Genomic DNA, 16783 nt, shown 5'->3' on the forward strand with positions numbered 1-16783 from the left:
GAGAGCCTCATTGATCAAGCGCATTCACGAAAGCGGCTATAGGGGACAAATAAACGAATGACGAAAAAATCCCCGCCTGTGGAGCGGGCACCCTTTTTGCCTCTTCCCCCTGCGCGAGCCCGCCATGCGGGCATGGCCGCCTTGTGCGGCGAGGAGGCGCGATGCAACGAACCCGCAACAACCTGCGCGGTGTAACTTCTGCAATAACCTCGACAATCCTGCTTGCACTGCTTTGCGCGTGCGGCGGCGGTGGAGGCGGCAACAGCCCAGCCCCCAGCGCAGCTCCCCCGCCCGGCGGCGTGCATCTGCAAATCGTCTCTTTCGGCGACAGCCTTTCCGATGTCGGCACCTATGCGCCAATAGCCAGCGCGGTGGGCGGCGGCCGCTTCACGACCAATCCCGGCCAGGTGTGGACGCAAAACGTTGCGCAGTATTACGGCGACAACCTGAGCGCGGCGTACACGATCGGCATCGACCACCGGCTCAGCGCGCAAAGCGGTTTGGGCTACGCGGAAGGCGGCTCCACCGTGGCCACGCCGGCCAACCAGTACGACTTTCTCTCCGACGTGATCGGCAACGTCGAAATGCCCGTGACTCAGCAGGTTTCGAGCTACCTGTCCGCGCATGGAAATTTCAACGCCAATCAACTGGTGCTGGTCTGGGCCGGCTCAAATGACGTGCTGCGCGCCGGCACGCCACCTGCCGCCAATGCGACCGTGGACCAGGCCGCCAGCACGCTCGCCCAGATCGTCGCGCAGATCGTCCAGAGCGGCGCCACGCACGTCGTGGTGGTCAACGTGCCGAACGTGGGCCTCTCGCCCAAGGGCATAGCCGAGGCCGACCACGGCGCGAACCTCACCCAGCTGTCGCAACGCTTCAACACGACATTGAACGCCGCGCTGCAAAGCAATGGCCTGCAAGGCAAGGTCATCGAGATCGATTCGTACACGTGGGCCACGCAGTTGATCGCCAATTACCAGGCGAACGGCTTCACGGTGTCCAACACCGCGCAGGCCTGCGATCCCGCGAAAACGCCTGACGACACCGCGCTGCTATGCTCGCCGAACACCTACGTCACGCCCAATGCGGACCAGACCTATATGTTCGCCGACGATCTCCATCCGACCACGCGTATGCACGCCCTGTTCGCGCAATTCGTCGAGCAGCAGATCGCCAGGTCGGGGCTGGGGCATTGAACGGCGCAATGGGGGTTAAACGCTGTCCGTCGCAACCGGCAAGCCTTCGGCCTTCCAGCGCAGCATGCCGCCCGCGAGGTTGGCCACCTTGCCGAAGCCGGCCTTGCCCAGCAGCACGCTCGCCTGCGCCGAGCGCACGCCCGAGCGGCACACCGCCACCACGGGCCGCTCGCGGTCGAGTTCGTCGAGCCGGCCCATCAACTGCGAAAGCGGCACCAGCGTCGCGCCTTGCAGATGGCCGAGACGATCGATAAATTCCGGCGCCTCGCGCACGTCGACGATCTGGAAATCGGCTGCATGCTCGAGCAGCGCCATGGGCTCGATTTCCCATACGCCGCTAAAGCGCAAGGTCAGCGGCGCCCAGTCGGGCGTCTCCATCGCCGCCTGTGCCTCGCCCTCCGGCTTTCCGCAGCGCAGGTTGGCAGGCACCGCCACGGCCATCTGCTTCGGATGCGGCAAGTTCAGGTTGTCCATGTAGCCCGCGAAATCGCCGAGATCCACGTCGCCACCCAGGCGCGGATTGAAGCGCCGCTCCTCCGCCACGCTCGTGACCGTAATGCCGCGATAGTCGTGCGCGGGGTAAAGCAGGCAGTCGCCGGGCAGCGTCAGGATCTGCTCGCGCACCGACGCAAACAGTTGCTGCGGACTGCCGCCCTGGAAATCGGTGCGGCCACAGCCGCGAATCAACAGACTGTCGCCGGTGAAAGCCATGCTCTCGTCGTCGAGCACATAGGTCAGGCAGCCGCTCGTATGCCCCGGCGTTGCGCGCACGCTCAAATAGCGCTTGCCGAACGCCACGCGGTCGCCATGCTGCAGCGGACGCGTCACGCCCTCGGCAAGCACCGTGGCCGCAAGCGCGATCTCGCTCCTGCAGCGCTGGCGCAAGCGCCACGCGCCGGTCACATGGTCGGCGTGCACATGGGTGTCGAGCGTCGCCTGCACGCGCAGGCCCAGTTCCTGCAACAGCGCGAGATCGCGCGGCACCTGCTCGTAGACGGGGTCGATCAGCAGCGCCTCGCCGCTTTCGACATCGCCAAGCAAGTAGGTATAGGTAGACGAAACGGAGTCGAATAGCTGGCGAAAAATCATCGCGGACCTCGCGGAGGAGAAAGGCATGACGCTGGCCGGCTGGCGCGCACGTGGGAATTCTCCGCCGATTTTCGCAGACGCGGACGCTCATCGGTCAAGCGTGCGTGTTCGACAACGCACGCATCGACCCATGCATTGATTCATGCATTGATTCACTGCGCCGCTAGATCCGGCCCAGCTGCGCGAGCACGGCGGCAACGATGCGGTCGCAGCACGAGCCGCCAAATTCGAACAGCGCCGGCCCCAGCCGATCGACCTCTTCTGCCAGTGCGTCGCGCAACATCTGACGGGCCCGGAAATGGCGGCTGCGCACCGTGGCCTCGGGAATGCCCAGGCACTGCGCCGTTTCCTCGATGCTCATCTCCTCGACCGAGCGCAGCACGAAAACCGTGCGAAATCCCACCGGCAGCGCATCGAGCTTGCGTTCCAGCAGCGCGCGGATCTCGGCGCGGGAGGCCGCCTGGTCGGGGGCAACATCGTCGTGAGCGTTGATCGGGTCCATATCGAGAGCCATCTGCTCGTCGTCGGCGCAATGCACAAGCGTGGGCATCAGGTGCTGGCGGCGGCCCTCGCGGCGCATCCGCGCGAAGCACTCGTTGAGCACGAGGCGCGAGAGCCACGTCGCGAGCGCGGCATCGCCGCGAAACTGCCCGAGCGCCCTGAACGCCTTCAGATACGCGTCCTGCAATGCGTCTTCCGCTTCGGCGTCGTTGCGCAGCGTGGCGCGCGCGAGCCGGAACAGGCGGCGGTTATGGCGGCGCATCAACAACTCGAAGGCCGCGAGATCGCCAGCCACGACGCGGCGCACGATATCCGCGTCGGCATCGTCCAATGCGCTCACGTGCGAGTCCCGCATTGCAGTTCCTCGTTCCATCATGGTTTCGGCTCGACAATCAGTGTGCCACGCATAGCCGGATGAAACAGGCACTGGTACGGATACGAGCCGGGCGTGCTTGCAACGTATCGCCACGACGCGCCAGGCGCGATGCTGCCCGAATCGAAGATCTTCGTCCGCGCGCTCGCCGTATGGGCCACGAGGTCCTGGTTGACCCACACGATATGCTCGCCGAGATGCACTTTCACGATTGGCGGGCTAAAGCGCATTTGCACGATCGCCACCACATGATCGCCCGTGGCGGCGGCCCCGGCGAAGGCCATCGGCGCGAGCGCGCAAATCCCGCAAGCGCCGACTCTAGCAAAACGGCGGACAATCGGCAGCCGGTTCATTGCGCTCTCGCCATGGCAGCCTGCACGTGCTTCGCGTGGTCGAGATGCGCGACGAACGCAGGCCGCACCTTCACCAGCAGCGCTTTCAATTCGGCGTTTTGCGCGCCGGGAATGAGTGTCTTGTCGAGCGCATCGATTACCTGCTCGTGATAGCTCACCTCGTGATCGATATAGGCACGGTCGAATTGCGCGCCCTGCAACGACCGAAGATTCGCAATATTGGCTTTGCCGCCCTGTTTGAGGCCGTCACTGGTCGGATTGTCTTGCGGCGTCACGCCGAGCTTGTGCACGAGGTCGACGGCCGCCTGGTTCACGCTCGTGTGATCGGCGACCATGCGCTGCGCGAACGCCTGAACCTCCTGCGAATGAGTTTTCGATTCGGCGAGCTTGCCCGCGTCGATATCGGCCTGATTCGCGGCCACGACGATGGCGGCAATCTGGGGATCGGTCGGGCCCGCACTCTGCGCCCGCACCAGCGCGGGCGCGCATGAAAATGCCAGTGCAAACCCGGTGCACAACAACCTGCCTGCGGTTTTCATGTGTCTCTCCTCGAAATGGTCAATGGCCGGGACTTTCCCAGCTTTCGAGGAAATAGATGTCACGAACCGAAGCGCTGTTCCCGGTCTATGAACAGGCAGCCCCACGCATGGGTACGGCACATGCATACTAAAAAAACGCGCGATGCAACCGTTCAAGTAACACTTCCAAAACGCATATGTGCGGTAGGTAACAGCTGCGGTTGACTCGCTGTGGGAAATCACCCATATTTTCCTCACCAGCGGCGGCGCACGGACCAACGCCTCCGCTTTCTCGCACATGCAGATCGTGGCTTCAGCGACGCCTCGCCGATCGCTTCGACAACGATTCTGAACATGCCGAACGGCATCGGCATATCGGTGGAGCATCAATATGTCCACTCAGATTTCACGTGACCCGAGTTTTCGCCCGGCGTGCAGGCGCTGCGGCGGCGTGCTCCACGATGACGTCGACCTTTGCCCTTACTGCGGCGTGAATCATCCACTCGACAGGATTGCGTTGGATGCGCGCGCGAGAATCATGCCGGGCGCTCCTGGCCCCCTGGCGGCGGGCCCGCCCGCGCCTGCGGCGACGAAGCGCGCACCCGCGGGCGAGCCTGCACCCGATCATGCAGCAGTAAAGCCCGAATACCAGGACGGACCGCCGGAACCCGGGACGCCATCCTGGTTCATCCCGCGCTGGATCTTTACGAAAGGCTTGTTGCTCGCCGGCATTTTTCTCGCCATCGCCTACGCAGCGCATCTTCTGGTCGCCGAGATCCGCAAGCCCGACAGTGCCGTTGACGAACAGACCGCACATGCTTCCGGCGGCCCCATTGTTCATGACGCACCCGCGCAACAAGCGAGTGTGCTGCCCACGGCTGCCGATACGGGATCGCAATCCGCCACGACAAAACCGCAAGTCATGTCCTCGTTCACGGATATATCCGACAATCCACGCGACCAGCGGCGCGACAGTGCGTTGCGAATCGCAGAGCAATGCGCGTCGGAGCATGTCTGGGGTTGCGTGCGGCAAAAGGCATCGGAAGCGCTCGCGATCGATTCGAACAGCCAGCGCGCGCGAGCGTTGATGGAACGCGTCATCCTCGCCACGGGCTGGAAACCGCTGAGCCCGCCGAATCCGCCGGGTGCGCCCAACGCCAACGCCATGGCGTCCGCAGCGACTCCATCTGCTGCCGCCCACGCCGCCAGTCCGGCCAGCAATAAAAATAACAACAGCGTCGATACGCAGCAGCGAGCGATCGTGCAAGATGGCTGGAAACGCTCGGCGCCGGCAAATGGCGCGCATTGAGCAGGATTCCATATCATATTGAACGTCTGTTGGTCATCAGATTCCATGCGGGAGACAGACCATGCTGAAAACGACCCTGGCGGCCCTCGCGGGCGCGTTTGCCCTGTTTTTTTCCACCTTCGCCGCCAGCGCTACGGCAGACGCAGAAGCACACTATAAGATCGTGACGGGCCCGGAGCGAGGCACGTACATTCAGATCGGCCAGGACTTGTCAAAATGGGTCGCGCAACCCGCCGGCATCGACCTCGCCGTGATTCCCTCGAAAGGGTCGGCGGAAAACGTGCAGCGCATGCGGTTCGAACCGGGCGTAAAGCTCGCGCTCGTCCAATCGGACGTCTATCAGGCCTATGTCGATATGGCCAAATCGGGCAACGAAGAGGCCGGCACGACGATTCGCCCGTTGCGGCTCATCATGCCCCTCTACGACGAGGAAATTTATTTCGTTGTTAGAAACGACTCGCCGATGAAGACGATCAACGAAATCAAGGACAAGGTGATCAGCGTGGGCCTGATCGGCAGCGGAACCGCACAATCCGCAACGACACTGTACCGCCTCATGTTCGGCCAGCAGATTCCCGCGCAAAACGCACAGAATCTGAGCAACGAAGATGCCCTGGCCGCGCTGATCGTAAAGAAGATCGACGTTGCGATTGTCGTCGCGGGGCAACCCGCGAAGCTCTTCACCGATATGAACCCCGACTTGCTTCAGCAAATCCGCTTCCTGCGCGTCGACCCGAATGCCCCAGAAACGGCCCGTGCGAAGCAAACCTATTTTCCCGCGACCATTCATGCATCGAGCTACCCGAACTGGCTGAAAGAAGATGTACCGACATGGACGGTCAAGGCCTTTCTCGTGACGTATGACTACAATCTGCGCGATACGGTTGGCAACCTGAAACGATTTGCCGATTCGCTCTGCGAGAACTTCGGCAATCTGCAGAGCCAGGGCCACCCGAAATGGAAGCAGGTGAAGCTCGAACTGCCGGGCCTTGGCAAAGGGTGGCAATACTATCCGCCTGTCGAGCGGCGCCTGAAAGCGTGTATCGCGCATCGCGCCACGACGCAGGCCGCGATGCCGCCAGGCCCCACCGCCCAGCAGAAAATCACCGGTCGGCCGTGCTCGGACCAGGAGCGCCTGCTCCTGCTTTGTGGCAAATAATCGCCATTTGGCCGTTTGAATTCAATCGTCTTGAACTCATGAATCATCACCCGGCCTGCTTTATTGCGGTCTATGTCTGTGCCGAGTCCGGCATCGGCCAGCTCTGCACCATCACCTTGTGCGGATTCACAAGCGTGATCCCGGCGGCCCGCAATTGCTTGAGGATGGCGAAGAGAAGATCGCTCTTGGTCTTGGCGGCGATGCGCGGGCTGCCGACATAACCCGTCACGCTGAGCGTGATGCCCTGGGGCGTGAGCTGGCTGAACAGGACCGATGGCGCGGGCTCGGTCAGCACATCGGGATGCTCGAGATAGACCTCGAGCAACAGGTCGCGCACCTGCTCCGGGTCGGTATCCAGCGGGAACGTCAAGACCAGCGTGGCGACGCCCTGGGTGCTGTCGCCCATGGTGACGTTGCGCACGTTCTGCGAAATCAGCTGCGAGTTGGGCACGATCATCGTCGAGCGGTCGAGCAGCTGGATTTCGGTCGCGCGCACGTTGATGCGGCGAATGTCGCCTTCCATGTCCGCGATGCTGATCCGGTCGCCCACCTTCACGGGCCGCTCGGTCAGCAGGATCAGGCCCGAGACGAAATTCTTCACTATCTCCTGCAGGCCGAAGCCGATACCGACCGAGAGCGCGCTCACGATCCACGCGAGGCTGTCCCAGCGCACGCCGAGCAGCGAGAACGTCATCAGCACCAGCAGCACATAGCCCACGTTCGTGAACAGCGTGATGAGCGACATGCGCATGCCGGGGTCCATGCCCAGCGCCGGCATGAATTCCTGGTCGAGCCAGCGGCGCACCGAGCGCAGCAGGTAAAAGCCGACCGCGAACCCGATCACGGCGTTCACGATATGCGCGGGCATGATATCGAGGCTCTTCAGCCGCTGCCCGCCAATGATGCCGATGAGGCTGTTGAGGAGATCTGCCGGCGTGGTGCCGAAGCCGCCCGTCAACAGCGCCACCACCGCGAGCAGCATCAGGACGCTCGTGCCGGCGCCCGAGAGCACGGCTTGCACCTGTTCGAGATGCTTGTCCTCGAGCCCGAGCAGATTCTTCAGTTGCTTGCCCGACGAGAAATTCGCGCTGAAGAGACTCGCGCAGATATCGCGGTTCAACTGCGTGAGCACGTAGATGCTGCACAGCACGATCTCGAACCATACGAGTTCGTAGGTAATGAAGCGCGCAACCGTGATGTAGCCGATCACCAGCGCGATCAGCGACGCAATGATCGCCAGCGCGGTGCCCGCGTGAATCAACCCCGCCACCGTCGAGTGCGATTCGGGCGCCTCGCCGGCCGCGGCCATCGCGGCGCGCACGCGGTTCGCACGCAGCAGCGCCGCGCCAATGGTCAGCACCGTGACGAGCGAAACGAGGCCGCGGCCGAGCAGCGTGACCGAAAGGCTCGTGTCGACGATGCGGTTGATCGCCTCCACCGCACCGGCGACGAACAGCAGCATCGCGAGCGTGCCCGGAAACGGCCGCAGCGCACGCGCCACCGGATCGGCCAGCGCAGGCAGCCGCCACGACGGATGATTGGTGCACAACAGCGCGCGTCCTAGCCCCGAGATCAGCGCGCAAGTTAGCGTGAGCTTCGTGAATTCGCCCCACAGGTCGCTCAGCGCGGGGGTGAGATCGACGCGGCGCGCGAGCGCCAGATAGAGGACCTGCAGCGCAATGGACGTTGCCAGCAGCGTGGAAATGGCCATCGACAGTGCAAGCGCGCTGCGGCGCAGACGCGTCGGCGGCAAGCGGTGCAGACAGAACCATGCGAGCGCGCGCTGCACGAGCTTGCGCCCGCCGAGCCAGATCACGAGCGCGGCCATCAACAGCAGCGAAGTCAGGAAGCGCTGGCCCGGCTCCCAGACCGAGCGCAACATCTCGCGCACCTGGGCGTCGAACGCGTCGAGACGCTGCCCGTCCTCGGGCGGCTGATGCAGGAGCGGCACCCAGAATTGCGCACTGAAAATGCCGCCCGAGCGCAGCGCGAGCTGGTTTTTCAGCAAGCCCCGGTGCAGCTTCGCGAACTGCGCGGACAGAATGTCGAGATTGCTTTTCTGGTCGTCGGCCAGCTTCAGCACGGCGTCGATCTGATCCTTGCGCGCGTTCAGGCTGGCGCGCTGGCGGGCCACCGCCTGGGTGCCGGGCGGCTCGCCGGGAGCAGGCGCCGGCCCTAGCACATCGAGTTGAGCCTGCACCTGGGCGCGCAGCGGCACGATCTGGCTGCGTAATTTGTCGACGTCGGTACTCAGTTGCTGGGTCGCGTCAGAAAGCGCATCGAGATCCTTGCTGCCGGTCGCGGTCGAGGTCTGTTGCTTGATGCTGTCCTGCTTGGCCTGCATCTGCTTGAGCAGCGCTTGCGCATCGGTCAGCGAAATGGAGGGCGGCGTCGCGTCCACGCCGCTTGCGGTCGCGGCGGTTGCGATCGTGACAGCCGGAAACGCCAGCGCGGGCGCAACCAGGGCAAGCGACAAAAGCGGGGACAAAAGCGCGATCAGCGCAATTCGTGCAATTTGGCGCGCGAAAGCGGAAAGTCGGTGCAATGCCATGGGGGCTTTCAAATATTACAGGTAGTTCGCGTAGGGAATTATGCCTTGAGTGCCGTAAGCGCTACCGATTCGTGAACCGCCCCTAAATCGCGGAATCTCCATCGGACCATTTGCCCCTGCGCAAGTGCCAGGAACATATCGATCGATCCACCGATCGACTGCGTATTATGACGACGCATCACGCACTACCCGCGCCGCGCCTCCAACCATGGATCACCTGCTTTCGAACTACGAACGAGAACTCGGATTGCTGCGCCGGTCCATGGCGATTTTCGCGGCGCGCCACCCCGCCATGGCCGCGCGCCTCGGCATCGTCGGCGACCACTCCGAGGACATGCATATCGAGCGTCTCCTGCAGTCGTTCGCGCTGCTGGCCGCGAACCTCGTCAACCGGCTCGACGACCCTTATCTGGAGTTTACGGACGCGCTGCTCGGCATGGTGTATCCCCAGTACCTGCGGCCGCTTCCCGCATGCGCGATTATCCGGTTCGACGTCGCGGACATGTCCGACAAGACCAGCAAGCCCGCCACCATTCCACGCGGCACCGAAATCAGCAGCAAGACAACGGGCTATCGCTTCCGGACCGTCCACGACGTGACGCTTTCGCCCGTGCGTATATCGAATGCACGTTACACGCCAACTACGAGCGCTATTCCGTCCGGCGTCGTGCTGCCCGCCGGCACGACCGGGATACTCTCCATCACCTTCGCGGTGATTCGCCCGGATTTTCGCATCGAGGACATCGCGGGTCCGTTGCGCATCTATGTTGGTGGTCAGAGTGAAATCGTCAGCATGACGATGGATACCATGATGCTGAATACAGCGGGATCCTTCGTTGAAAATGCCACGGGTCGCTGGACGCAATTGAATGCATCGCCGTTCGCAGCAGTTGGCTACGACGACACGGAAAGGCTGATCGACGAAGACGCATCTCAACCCGCCTTGCGTCTGCTGACCGAATACTTTGCGTTTCCGAAAAAATTCGATTTCGTCGACCTCGATTTCAAGGCGCTCACGCGCGCCGCAGGCTCCGGTCAGCATCTGACGCTGCACCTCGCCATTCGTCGCGTTCATCCGGATTCGTGGCCAGCGCAACGACTGAAACACTTGTCCGCAGAAAATATCCAGCTCTTTTGCACCCCTGTCGTCAATCTGTTCCGGCTTACCTCGCTGCAGCTCAAGCGCGATCCGGTCACGGGCGCATATCCAGTCAACATGCCGAAAACGGTTGTAGCGGGCAGCGAAATCTGGTCGGTCAATGCTGTCCACGCGACAACGGGAAGGGCCAGAAAAATGGCCATCCACCCATTCACTTCGCTCATGCACGGCAGCGCCGAAACGCTCACGGGCCCTTACTGGATTCTTATGCAGGCCGAGAAGAACGCCGGCTCCGGGAAGACCGAAACTGCGATTGGCCTGGTCGGGCTCGACGGACAACGCCTGAAAGAGCCGGAATTTGAACAGATCACGGCCACCATCACCTGCTCGAATGGCAATCATCCACGTACGATGCGCCTGGATGCAGATGGCGACGATCTCGCGAGCGAACAGGGCGTCGTAACGCCGATCGCGATGCTGGGCGCCCCCACGGAACTCAAGCGCCCGCTGCGTGACGGGGCGCAGCCATGGCAGCTCGTCGCGCAACTGGCGCCCCACTCGTTCGAGTTGACCCGAGCGGGACTAGGGGAATTGAAGCGAGTGTTTCGTCAGTTCACGGCCCACTCGCCGACGCTCGCGCGCCTGATCGACGGGCTAGTGGACCTTCGCCACCGTTCGAGGATGATGTGGTCGGAGAAACCGATGCCGGGTCTTGTACGCGGCCTGGAAGTCACGCTCGTGGTCGACGAAGCGGTATTTCTGGCTGCGAGCCTCAGCGCGTTTATCGGCGTGATGGAGCGTTTGTTCGCGCAGCATGTGACTGTGGTCAGTTTCGTGCAACTGGTCGTGCTTTCCGCGAATACGGGGGTGGAAATTCAGCGGTGTGTACCGAGGCCCGGTACGGCGCCGCTTGTTTGAAGGGGTGTTTTTCAGGCTACTGTACAGCCGGCGTTGGCGCTAGCTGTGACGTGATTCGCTTCGCACGGGCACTGGACCAGATCGCCATCCAGCACGCACGCCCGGCCGTTGTCTTGCATGTCGGTGCCCGTGGCGCGGATTGGATGCTCGCCCGGGCAATTGCCGCACGTCGCCATTTCCTGATCCAGCGCGATGCGTCTGTTGCCGTCGTACAAGCTGGAGGTTGTTGCGATGACGTGGCCGCCGGTGGTGGTGGGGTCGCCGTTGCAGATCAGGGATTTGGTCATGGGAGATTTCGTGGGTGGATGATTCCGCCGTTTGAACGGCGATTCAGGGTCGATATCGGAAATGTTAGTAGCGGAAATACAGGACGCCGAGCGCACCCGGATCTCCGGGTTTCTTTCCCTTCTTCGTAATTGCGGGAAGATCGATGTTCTTTGCATCTTGCCACCCAAACCCCTCAAATATTCCTTCTGCGAGGCGAACGAATCCCATCATTTTTCGTGAGACACGATAGGTAATAAAAGCGTAGACCGCGGCTGCCCCCAAAGTTCCCATCGCACAGCCTATAAATAAAACGTCTAATGGTGCACCGCCTTTAAAAATCGCGAAAGCAGCGATAATTGCATAGAGAATAAGCATCATCGATGCAAAAAATATCCCCCCCACTTGAACGATGCTCGATAGTGAGCAAAGCGACCCCGACTACAGTGTGGGTGGAGCGCTACAATTTTGTCGGAAATTCGTCGAATTCCGAACGCCTGCCAAGTATCGCCCCAACGCTCGGCAACGACCTCTACCTCATCACCTTCCGCAAACACCGACCACCAGACCCACGCCTTGATTGGCTTGCCATCAAGTTCGAACTCGAGTAAGTCGGCTTCTTCGGTGGTGTCCATCGCCATGCCGCTCAGCCCAACGGCGATACCGCCAAGCCCGGCCAAGCTTGCCGCGACGGCGGTCGCTCCCATCTTGGCTCGATCAGCATCTCCGAAAAAGAAATCCTGACTGCAACGTGTCTTGCGCAGATTGTGGATGCGTCCGCGAAGCAATTGTCTGTGCGAAGAACCGGTACTCATCAGCGCAGATTCAGTAGCGGAAATACAGCACGCCCAGCGCACCCGGATCTCCGGGTTTCTTTCCCTTCTTCGTAATCGCGGGAAGATCAATACTCCTAGGATTCTTCCAGCCAAATCCCTCAAAGATTCCCTCGGCCAAACGAACGAAGCCCATCATTTTTTTCGATACGCGGTAGGTAATAAACGCATAAATTACCGCCGATCCCAAAGTTCCCAGCGCACAGGTTATAAGAATATTTTCAATTGGCACACCGCCTTTGAAGATCGCAAAGCAAGTCATTATAAAATAAATCACAAGCATCGCTGCAGCAAAGGCCATGCCTCCCCACTTGAATGATGTCCGATAGTGAGCAAAGCGCCCCCGGCTACAGTGGGGGTGGAGCGCCACAATCTTGTCCGAAATTCGTCGAATGCCGAACGCCTGCCATGTATCACCCCAGCGCTCCACAACAACCTCTACCTCATCGCCCTCCGCAAACACCGACCACCATACCCACGCTTTGACTGGCTTGCCATCAAGTTCGAACTCAAGTAAATCGGCTTCTTCAGTGGTGTCCATAGTCACACCGCTCAGACCAACGGCAATACCGCCCAGTCCAGCCAAGCTTGCCGCAATGGCAGTAGCCCCTATCGCAGCACGATCCAAGTCATTGAAAAAGAAGTCCTGGCTACAACGCGTCTTGCGCAGATTGTGGATGCGCCCGCGAAGCAGAACCGTGGAAGGCGCCTGTCTATTAATCGTCATCGTTACGAACCCTCACTCGCCTTCAGGCCGACAGCAGAAAGAGCTTTTTCAAATTCTTCATGCTGTTTATCCGCCGCCCATTGTGGACTCTCGGGATGTTTGCCAAACGTACACTTCTCAAACCATGTCTGCAGTTCATTATCGGAAAAATATGCGATCAAAAGCTGCAATACAACGAGCGCCACAGCAACCTCCCAACCAGCGAGGAACAGAACCACCCGCCCAATTAGCAACAGGGCGGCACGTTCGCCAACAACTACCCCAGCCTCTTCAGCAGCTGTTCCAACTGCAGCTCTCCCTATAGCGTTCGCCGCTCGCTGTCGCGCAATCCATCCCCCTGCGTCATTAGTTGCCAACGCGGTGGATCTAGCAGCTGCGCCTGCAATACCAGCTCCGATTTTTCCGATAAACACAACACTACGCGCTCCTGCAATTCTAGCTACCAACGGAGCAGATGAGGTCAGAGCCGTAAGGAAATTTGCCATAGTTGCGCCAAATCCAAGCGCAGCCTTAATAAAATATGCAAACGCAACGGAATATTGGCCCTTTCCACCACTTTCAAATGCCTTTCCGGTATCCACCACCGTTCCAATCATCGCCGAAGCACCACCAAAATACCCCGTAATCGCCTTCAAGTTAGTCAGCGTGCGCCCGGCATCCTTCCCAAGCCCCGCCATCAATTTGCTCGACGCCTGCAAACACGCCGACATCGACGAGAATCCGCCCGCCACCAGCATCGCGTAATCCTCGCCCTTCTTGTTTGCTTTCGCGAGATTGCAACCGAAGCTCAACAGTTCGATCACCGCAAGCGTTCCGCCTATCCTTACCCCGAGGTTGATCGCCTTGCCCTCCTCGGTAAGCTTGACCGCCGCCCATTTCGCACGATAAAGCTGGCCACCTTCGTCCTCTGCAAGCGACTGCACCGTTCTCACGAAAGCGTCCTTCGCCGCAATGCCCTGGCTTCTGAGTGCCCGGTATCCCTGATCAAGCTTCAAACGCAATGCGGGCTCGACTTTAAACCCTTGTTTGACGAGGTCGATCGTATCCTGCTTGCTGACACCCACACGCATCATGAGTGCGCCACGGATCATGAACGTGCCCGCGCAATCTCCTAAAACGCCCAACCCCGTCCATTTGAAAAGCGCGTTGCCCACCGTGATGATGAGGCCGTCACCGTGGATATTCTTCAAATACTTCTCCGAGACGGAAACAGGGTTTTCATGTTCGTGGACTTCGCTCATCTTTTCCCGGAACTCAACGAACGTTTTCAGATTCTCCAGTACCTTGCTGATCTTCTCGATGACCTCGCCGGTCGCATCCGGCTTCGTGGTCTTGTTTGCAATAGCCTGCGCCAGAAGCGCCTTGATCTCCGCTTTCGGATGCTTCTGGTTATAGGCAAAGGCGCGCCAGACGAGACTGGCGGGCTGCGTCGGGTCCATGTTATTCACCAGGTCGTAGACAATGGCCTCGCCATGCTCCTCCGAAGGCAAGCCACTGATTGCCTGAATGATGACCTTTTCAAATTCGCGACCATCGCCAGCGTTTTCTTCGTGATAGTCGTGCAGCGCGGCGATAAACGTAGGCGCCTTCAGCCACGCCTCCACATCGGGGGCGCGTTTGGCCTGAATCGCGGTGACCGCATCCTGCACCGACTTGAACCAGGGCCGAAAATCCCTGAGCTTTTTCAGCGCCAGCTTGTCCTCGTATTTCGGCCACTCGGCATCGCCAATTTTCCTGGCTTCCTCGGGGCTGATCACGCCGGCATCCTGTATCCGCTTCGCCGAAGCCGCCTCCTGCTGCGGGGTCAGCATAGGGAAGCTCGGGATGCCATCCATCGCCCCCGGGTTGTTTATCATATTTTCCCAGCCGGCTTGCATGCCGGAGCGCAAGCGGCTCTTGAACGCCACCGCCCCATTGCGCACAGCGGCTTCGGCCGCATCGATCGACTGCATTGCATCGATCTGCACGGCCCGCTCATTGACATACAAGGCCAGCATGCTGCCGGCGTCGTTGCGGAAGTCGTTGAGTTCGTGAACGTTGCCTACGCCGTCCCACAAGGCCAGCATCATCGGCGGATGATGCTGATCTTTTCCAGTCGAGCCGATCTGGTTCATCAGCTTGACCAGCGACTCGCTCGATGAAAGCGGCGAAGCCTGGCGGATGTGCAGCGGGTAACGCGTCGATTCGCGCGCCATCAGCGCTGGTTTGTACGCGCCGCTTTTATCCGTCAACGGCTCGTCTTTCGGCACGAGCAGCTTGGGATCGAGACCCGGCATATATTCGATGACGCTGTCGATACTCTGCTGAGTCGCAACCGTGGCGTGCTTTTGCGGATCCGTGGGATCCTTGAGCCACTTGGACGGCTCGATCCACTGCATACGTTTCTTGAGCAGCGCCTGGTCCGACTCGTACTGCTTGAAGGTGTCTTCGATCCACGCATGCTCGGAGAATGCAATGTAGACGCGATCGGTGCATTTCTCTGGACACTCGATCGCAATGACATCCATTGGCACAGCAATCGCGCATTGAGCACATGCAGGATGCGTGGTGGGTGTCGCGGGCAAGGGACGCGACTGTTTCCACAGACGTCCGTCCTCAGTCACCTTGTACACCTCCCAACGACCGGGACCTCTCGCACTTGCGACATAGTAGAGATAAAGCCAACCGTCCCGAAGCGTGCGCAACCCATATCGGTGCGTAGTCAACGGGACATCCGTGACACCCGCGCCCGTAATTCCCTCGGGCAGTTTTGCGGGAACGGTATGTGGCAGGACGGTGTAGCGAACAGGCAAGATCGCCAAGCCGGTCTTCTTGCAGTTCACGCAATCTTGTTGGGTCATAGCCATTTCTATTCTTCGCACTGTGCACTGTGTATAGGTCACAAACCAGATTCACCCGATCCGCGACGAGGCTTTCATCGTGTCGTACCACGCGCCGCGTCGAATTTCCTCGATTGCATCGGGCTGAAGCGCATCGATGGCCGCCGTGTAGTAATCGCCTGGCTGCATCTGCTGCAACGCATCCGCAACCCTGGAATGCCGATCGAACTGCGGATGCCACTCGAGCGCATGCCCGATGAACGCAAGCTGATCCTCACGGTCATGCAAGCCGTGCTGCTGCGCGCGCGCCGCAGCAGCAACTGCCGCGTCGACTTCCGCCGGCTCAGGCTGACGGCCGTTCGCCAGCGCGTGCAGCGCGAGCGCCCGGTTGATCAGGCCATGCCGATGAACGTCCGGCCATTGCACCCTTTGAATTGAAAGACTCCGCCTCGATTGCCCCATGCCGCTATAGGCATGCGGCTTCGCGCAGGCATCGAGTGCATGCCAGACCTTGACCGGCCCCAGCAGGGCTTGCTGCTGAGATTCGGTCAGAATCGGCCAGATCAGGCTGAGCGCACGCGCGTCGTAGAAGCGCAGTGCACAAGCGCGTCCTTGCTCGTCGTACTGCAGCGCCTGGCCGGACCAATGTGCCGCCACTTCGTCGAGCGTGGCCTCGCTTGCCAACCACCCGCCAATGCACTGCCCCTGGCCCTGGGCCATCGATGCGGGGCGCCGGTCTTCAAAGGCGAGCCGCACGCTCGCATCGAGAAGCGCCCTTCCTTCGCGCGTATCGAGGTCCATTTCGACCAGATATGGCCGATGGGCTTCCGGAAACGCCTCGTGGTCGATCTGCACGAACGTCCGCGGCAATTCCGCCATGGCATCGGCTCCGTCCATTTCGGCGAAATCGCGCTGGCTCGGGTCCACGGCCAGAATGCAGCGCATCGCGGGATGCTTGCTGAAATACGCGCGTAGCATGTCGACCGTCCTCTCGATTGCCGCCGCCTCCCGAGCTTGCGGCGACTCGATCGCGCCTTCCTGCGCTCCTGCGCCGTGAATGCCTGTCTGTTCCAT

The 16783-nt window shown here is 60.8% G+C and carries 13 protein-coding genes and 1 pseudogene; 4 read left to right on the forward strand and 10 right to left on the reverse strand.

Annotated elements, in window-relative coordinates:
• The first annotated feature begins 161 nt into the window (after positions 1-161).
• Complete coding sequence (locus PWP93_RS25780) at positions 162-1196, forward strand: SGNH/GDSL hydrolase family protein (protein ID WP_421027842.1); 1035 nt, start codon at positions 162-164, stop codon at positions 1194-1196.
• Between the two features lie 15 nt (positions 1197-1211).
• On the opposite strand, the gene PWP93_RS25785 is transcribed toward PWP93_RS25780, so the two are convergent.
• The 4 genes from PWP93_RS25785 to PWP93_RS25800 all read right to left on the reverse strand — a co-directional run bounded on the left by PWP93_RS25785 (position 1212) and on the right by PWP93_RS25800 (position 4051).
• Positions 1212-2285 (reverse strand): MBL fold metallo-hydrolase, encoded by a 1074-nt coding sequence (locus PWP93_RS25785; RefSeq protein ID WP_421046574.1) that lies wholly within the window; start codon positions 2283-2285, stop codon positions 1212-1214.
• A gap of 163 nt (positions 2286-2448) precedes the next feature.
• Positions 2449-3141, reverse strand: coding sequence for an RNA polymerase sigma factor (locus PWP93_RS25790; protein WP_421046575.1), 693 nt, complete (start codon positions 3139-3141; stop codon positions 2449-2451).
• A gap of 17 nt (positions 3142-3158) precedes the next feature.
• Entirely contained in the window at positions 3159-3512 is a 354-nt protein-coding gene (locus PWP93_RS25795) for a cupredoxin domain-containing protein (protein ID WP_421046577.1), read from the reverse strand.
• Positions 3509-4051 carry a DUF4142 domain-containing protein gene (locus PWP93_RS25800; RefSeq protein ID WP_421046578.1) on the reverse strand — a complete coding sequence of 181 codons (543 nt, stop codon included), beginning with the start codon at positions 4049-4051 and terminating at the stop codon, positions 3509-3511. The genes PWP93_RS25795 and PWP93_RS25800 overlap by 4 nt, the downstream gene beginning before the upstream one ends.
• Positions 4052-4568: 517 nt before the next feature.
• On the opposite strand from PWP93_RS25800, the gene PWP93_RS25805 reads away from it, so the two are divergent.
• Complete coding sequence (locus PWP93_RS25805; RefSeq protein WP_421046579.1) at positions 4569-5339, forward strand: hypothetical protein; 771 nt, start codon at positions 4569-4571, stop codon at positions 5337-5339.
• Positions 5340-5400: 61 nt separating this feature from the next.
• Positions 5401-6498, forward strand: coding sequence for a TAXI family TRAP transporter solute-binding subunit (locus PWP93_RS25810; protein ID WP_421046580.1), 1098 nt, complete (start codon positions 5401-5403; stop codon positions 6496-6498).
• A gap of 70 nt (positions 6499-6568) precedes the next feature.
• On the opposite strand, the gene PWP93_RS25815 is transcribed toward PWP93_RS25810, so the two are convergent.
• Positions 6569-9049 carry a DUF3772 domain-containing protein gene (locus PWP93_RS25815; RefSeq protein ID WP_421046581.1) on the reverse strand — a complete coding sequence of 827 codons (2481 nt, stop codon included), beginning with the start codon at positions 9047-9049 and terminating at the stop codon, positions 6569-6571.
• 208 nt (positions 9050-9257) lie between these two features.
• On the opposite strand from PWP93_RS25815, the gene tssF reads away from it, so the two are divergent.
• Positions 9258-11066: a type VI secretion system baseplate subunit TssF gene (gene tssF / locus PWP93_RS25820; protein ID WP_421046582.1), complete on the forward strand. Its 1809-nt coding sequence runs from the start codon at positions 9258-9260 to the stop codon at positions 11064-11066.
• A gap of 11 nt (positions 11067-11077) precedes the next feature.
• On the opposite strand, the gene PWP93_RS25825 is transcribed toward tssF, so the two are convergent.
• The 5 genes and pseudogenes from PWP93_RS25825 to PWP93_RS25845 all read right to left on the reverse strand — a co-directional run bounded on the left by PWP93_RS25825 (position 11078) and on the right by PWP93_RS25845 (position 16783).
• Positions 11078-11353 (reverse strand): PAAR domain-containing protein, encoded by a 276-nt coding sequence (locus PWP93_RS25825; RefSeq protein WP_421046583.1) that lies wholly within the window; start codon positions 11351-11353, stop codon positions 11078-11080.
• Between the two features lie 64 nt (positions 11354-11417).
• A pseudogene (locus tag PWP93_RS25830) lies at positions 11418-12145 on the reverse strand (putative type VI secretion system effector).
• 10 nt (positions 12146-12155) lie between these two features.
• Positions 12156-12890 (reverse strand): putative type VI secretion system effector, encoded by a 735-nt coding sequence (locus PWP93_RS25835; protein WP_421046584.1) that lies wholly within the window; start codon positions 12888-12890, stop codon positions 12156-12158.
• A gap of 2 nt (positions 12891-12892) precedes the next feature.
• Positions 12893-15736, reverse strand: coding sequence for a T6SS effector BTH_I2691 family protein (locus PWP93_RS25840; protein ID WP_421046585.1), 2844 nt, complete (start codon positions 15734-15736; stop codon positions 12893-12895).
• Positions 15737-15781: 45 nt separating this feature from the next.
• Positions 15782-16783, reverse strand: coding sequence for a DUF4123 domain-containing protein (locus tag PWP93_RS25845; RefSeq protein ID WP_421046586.1), 1002 nt, complete (start codon positions 16781-16783; stop codon positions 15782-15784).

It is taken from the genome of Paraburkholderia sp. A1RI-2L, assembly GCF_048957375.1.
In the GTDB taxonomy this organism is placed as follows: Bacteria; Pseudomonadota; Gammaproteobacteria; order Burkholderiales; family Burkholderiaceae; genus Paraburkholderia.

What these genes read in the sequence shown, in the direction of transcription:
- PWP93_RS25780 (WP_421027842.1), top strand. Translation starts at nt 162, where the DNA reads ATGCAACGAACCCGCAACAACCTGCGCGGTGTAACTTCTGCAATAACC.
- PWP93_RS25785 (WP_421046574.1), bottom strand. Translation starts at nt 2,285, where the DNA reads ATGATTTTTCGCCAGCTATTCGACTCCGTTTCGTCTACCTATACCTAC.
- PWP93_RS25790 (WP_421046575.1), bottom strand. Translation starts at nt 3,141, where the DNA reads ATGCGGGACTCGCACGTGAGCGCATTGGACGATGCCGACGCGGATATC.
- PWP93_RS25795 (WP_421046577.1), bottom strand. Translation starts at nt 3,512, where the DNA reads ATGAACCGGCTGCCGATTGTCCGCCGTTTTGCTAGAGTCGGCGCTTGC.
- PWP93_RS25800 (WP_421046578.1), bottom strand. Translation starts at nt 4,051, where the DNA reads ATGAAAACCGCAGGCAGGTTGTTGTGCACCGGGTTTGCACTGGCATTT.
- PWP93_RS25805 (WP_421046579.1), top strand. Translation starts at nt 4,569, where the DNA reads ATGCCGGGCGCTCCTGGCCCCCTGGCGGCGGGCCCGCCCGCGCCTGCG.
- PWP93_RS25810 (WP_421046580.1), top strand. Translation starts at nt 5,401, where the DNA reads ATGCTGAAAACGACCCTGGCGGCCCTCGCGGGCGCGTTTGCCCTGTTT.
- PWP93_RS25815 (WP_421046581.1), bottom strand. Translation starts at nt 9,049, where the DNA reads ATGGCATTGCACCGACTTTCCGCTTTCGCGCGCCAAATTGCACGAATT.
- tssF (WP_421046582.1), top strand. Translation starts at nt 9,258, where the DNA reads ATGGATCACCTGCTTTCGAACTACGAACGAGAACTCGGATTGCTGCGC.
- PWP93_RS25825 (WP_421046583.1), bottom strand. Translation starts at nt 11,353, where the DNA reads ATGACCAAATCCCTGATCTGCAACGGCGACCCCACCACCACCGGCGGC.
- PWP93_RS25835 (WP_421046584.1), bottom strand. Translation starts at nt 12,890, where the DNA reads ATGACGATTAATAGACAGGCGCCTTCCACGGTTCTGCTTCGCGGGCGC.
- PWP93_RS25840 (WP_421046585.1), bottom strand. Translation starts at nt 15,736, where the DNA reads ATGGCTATGACCCAACAAGATTGCGTGAACTGCAAGAAGACCGGCTTG.
- PWP93_RS25845 (WP_421046586.1), bottom strand. Translation starts at nt 16,783, where the DNA reads ATGGAACAGACAGGCATTCACGGCGCAGGAGCGCAGGAAGGCGCGATC.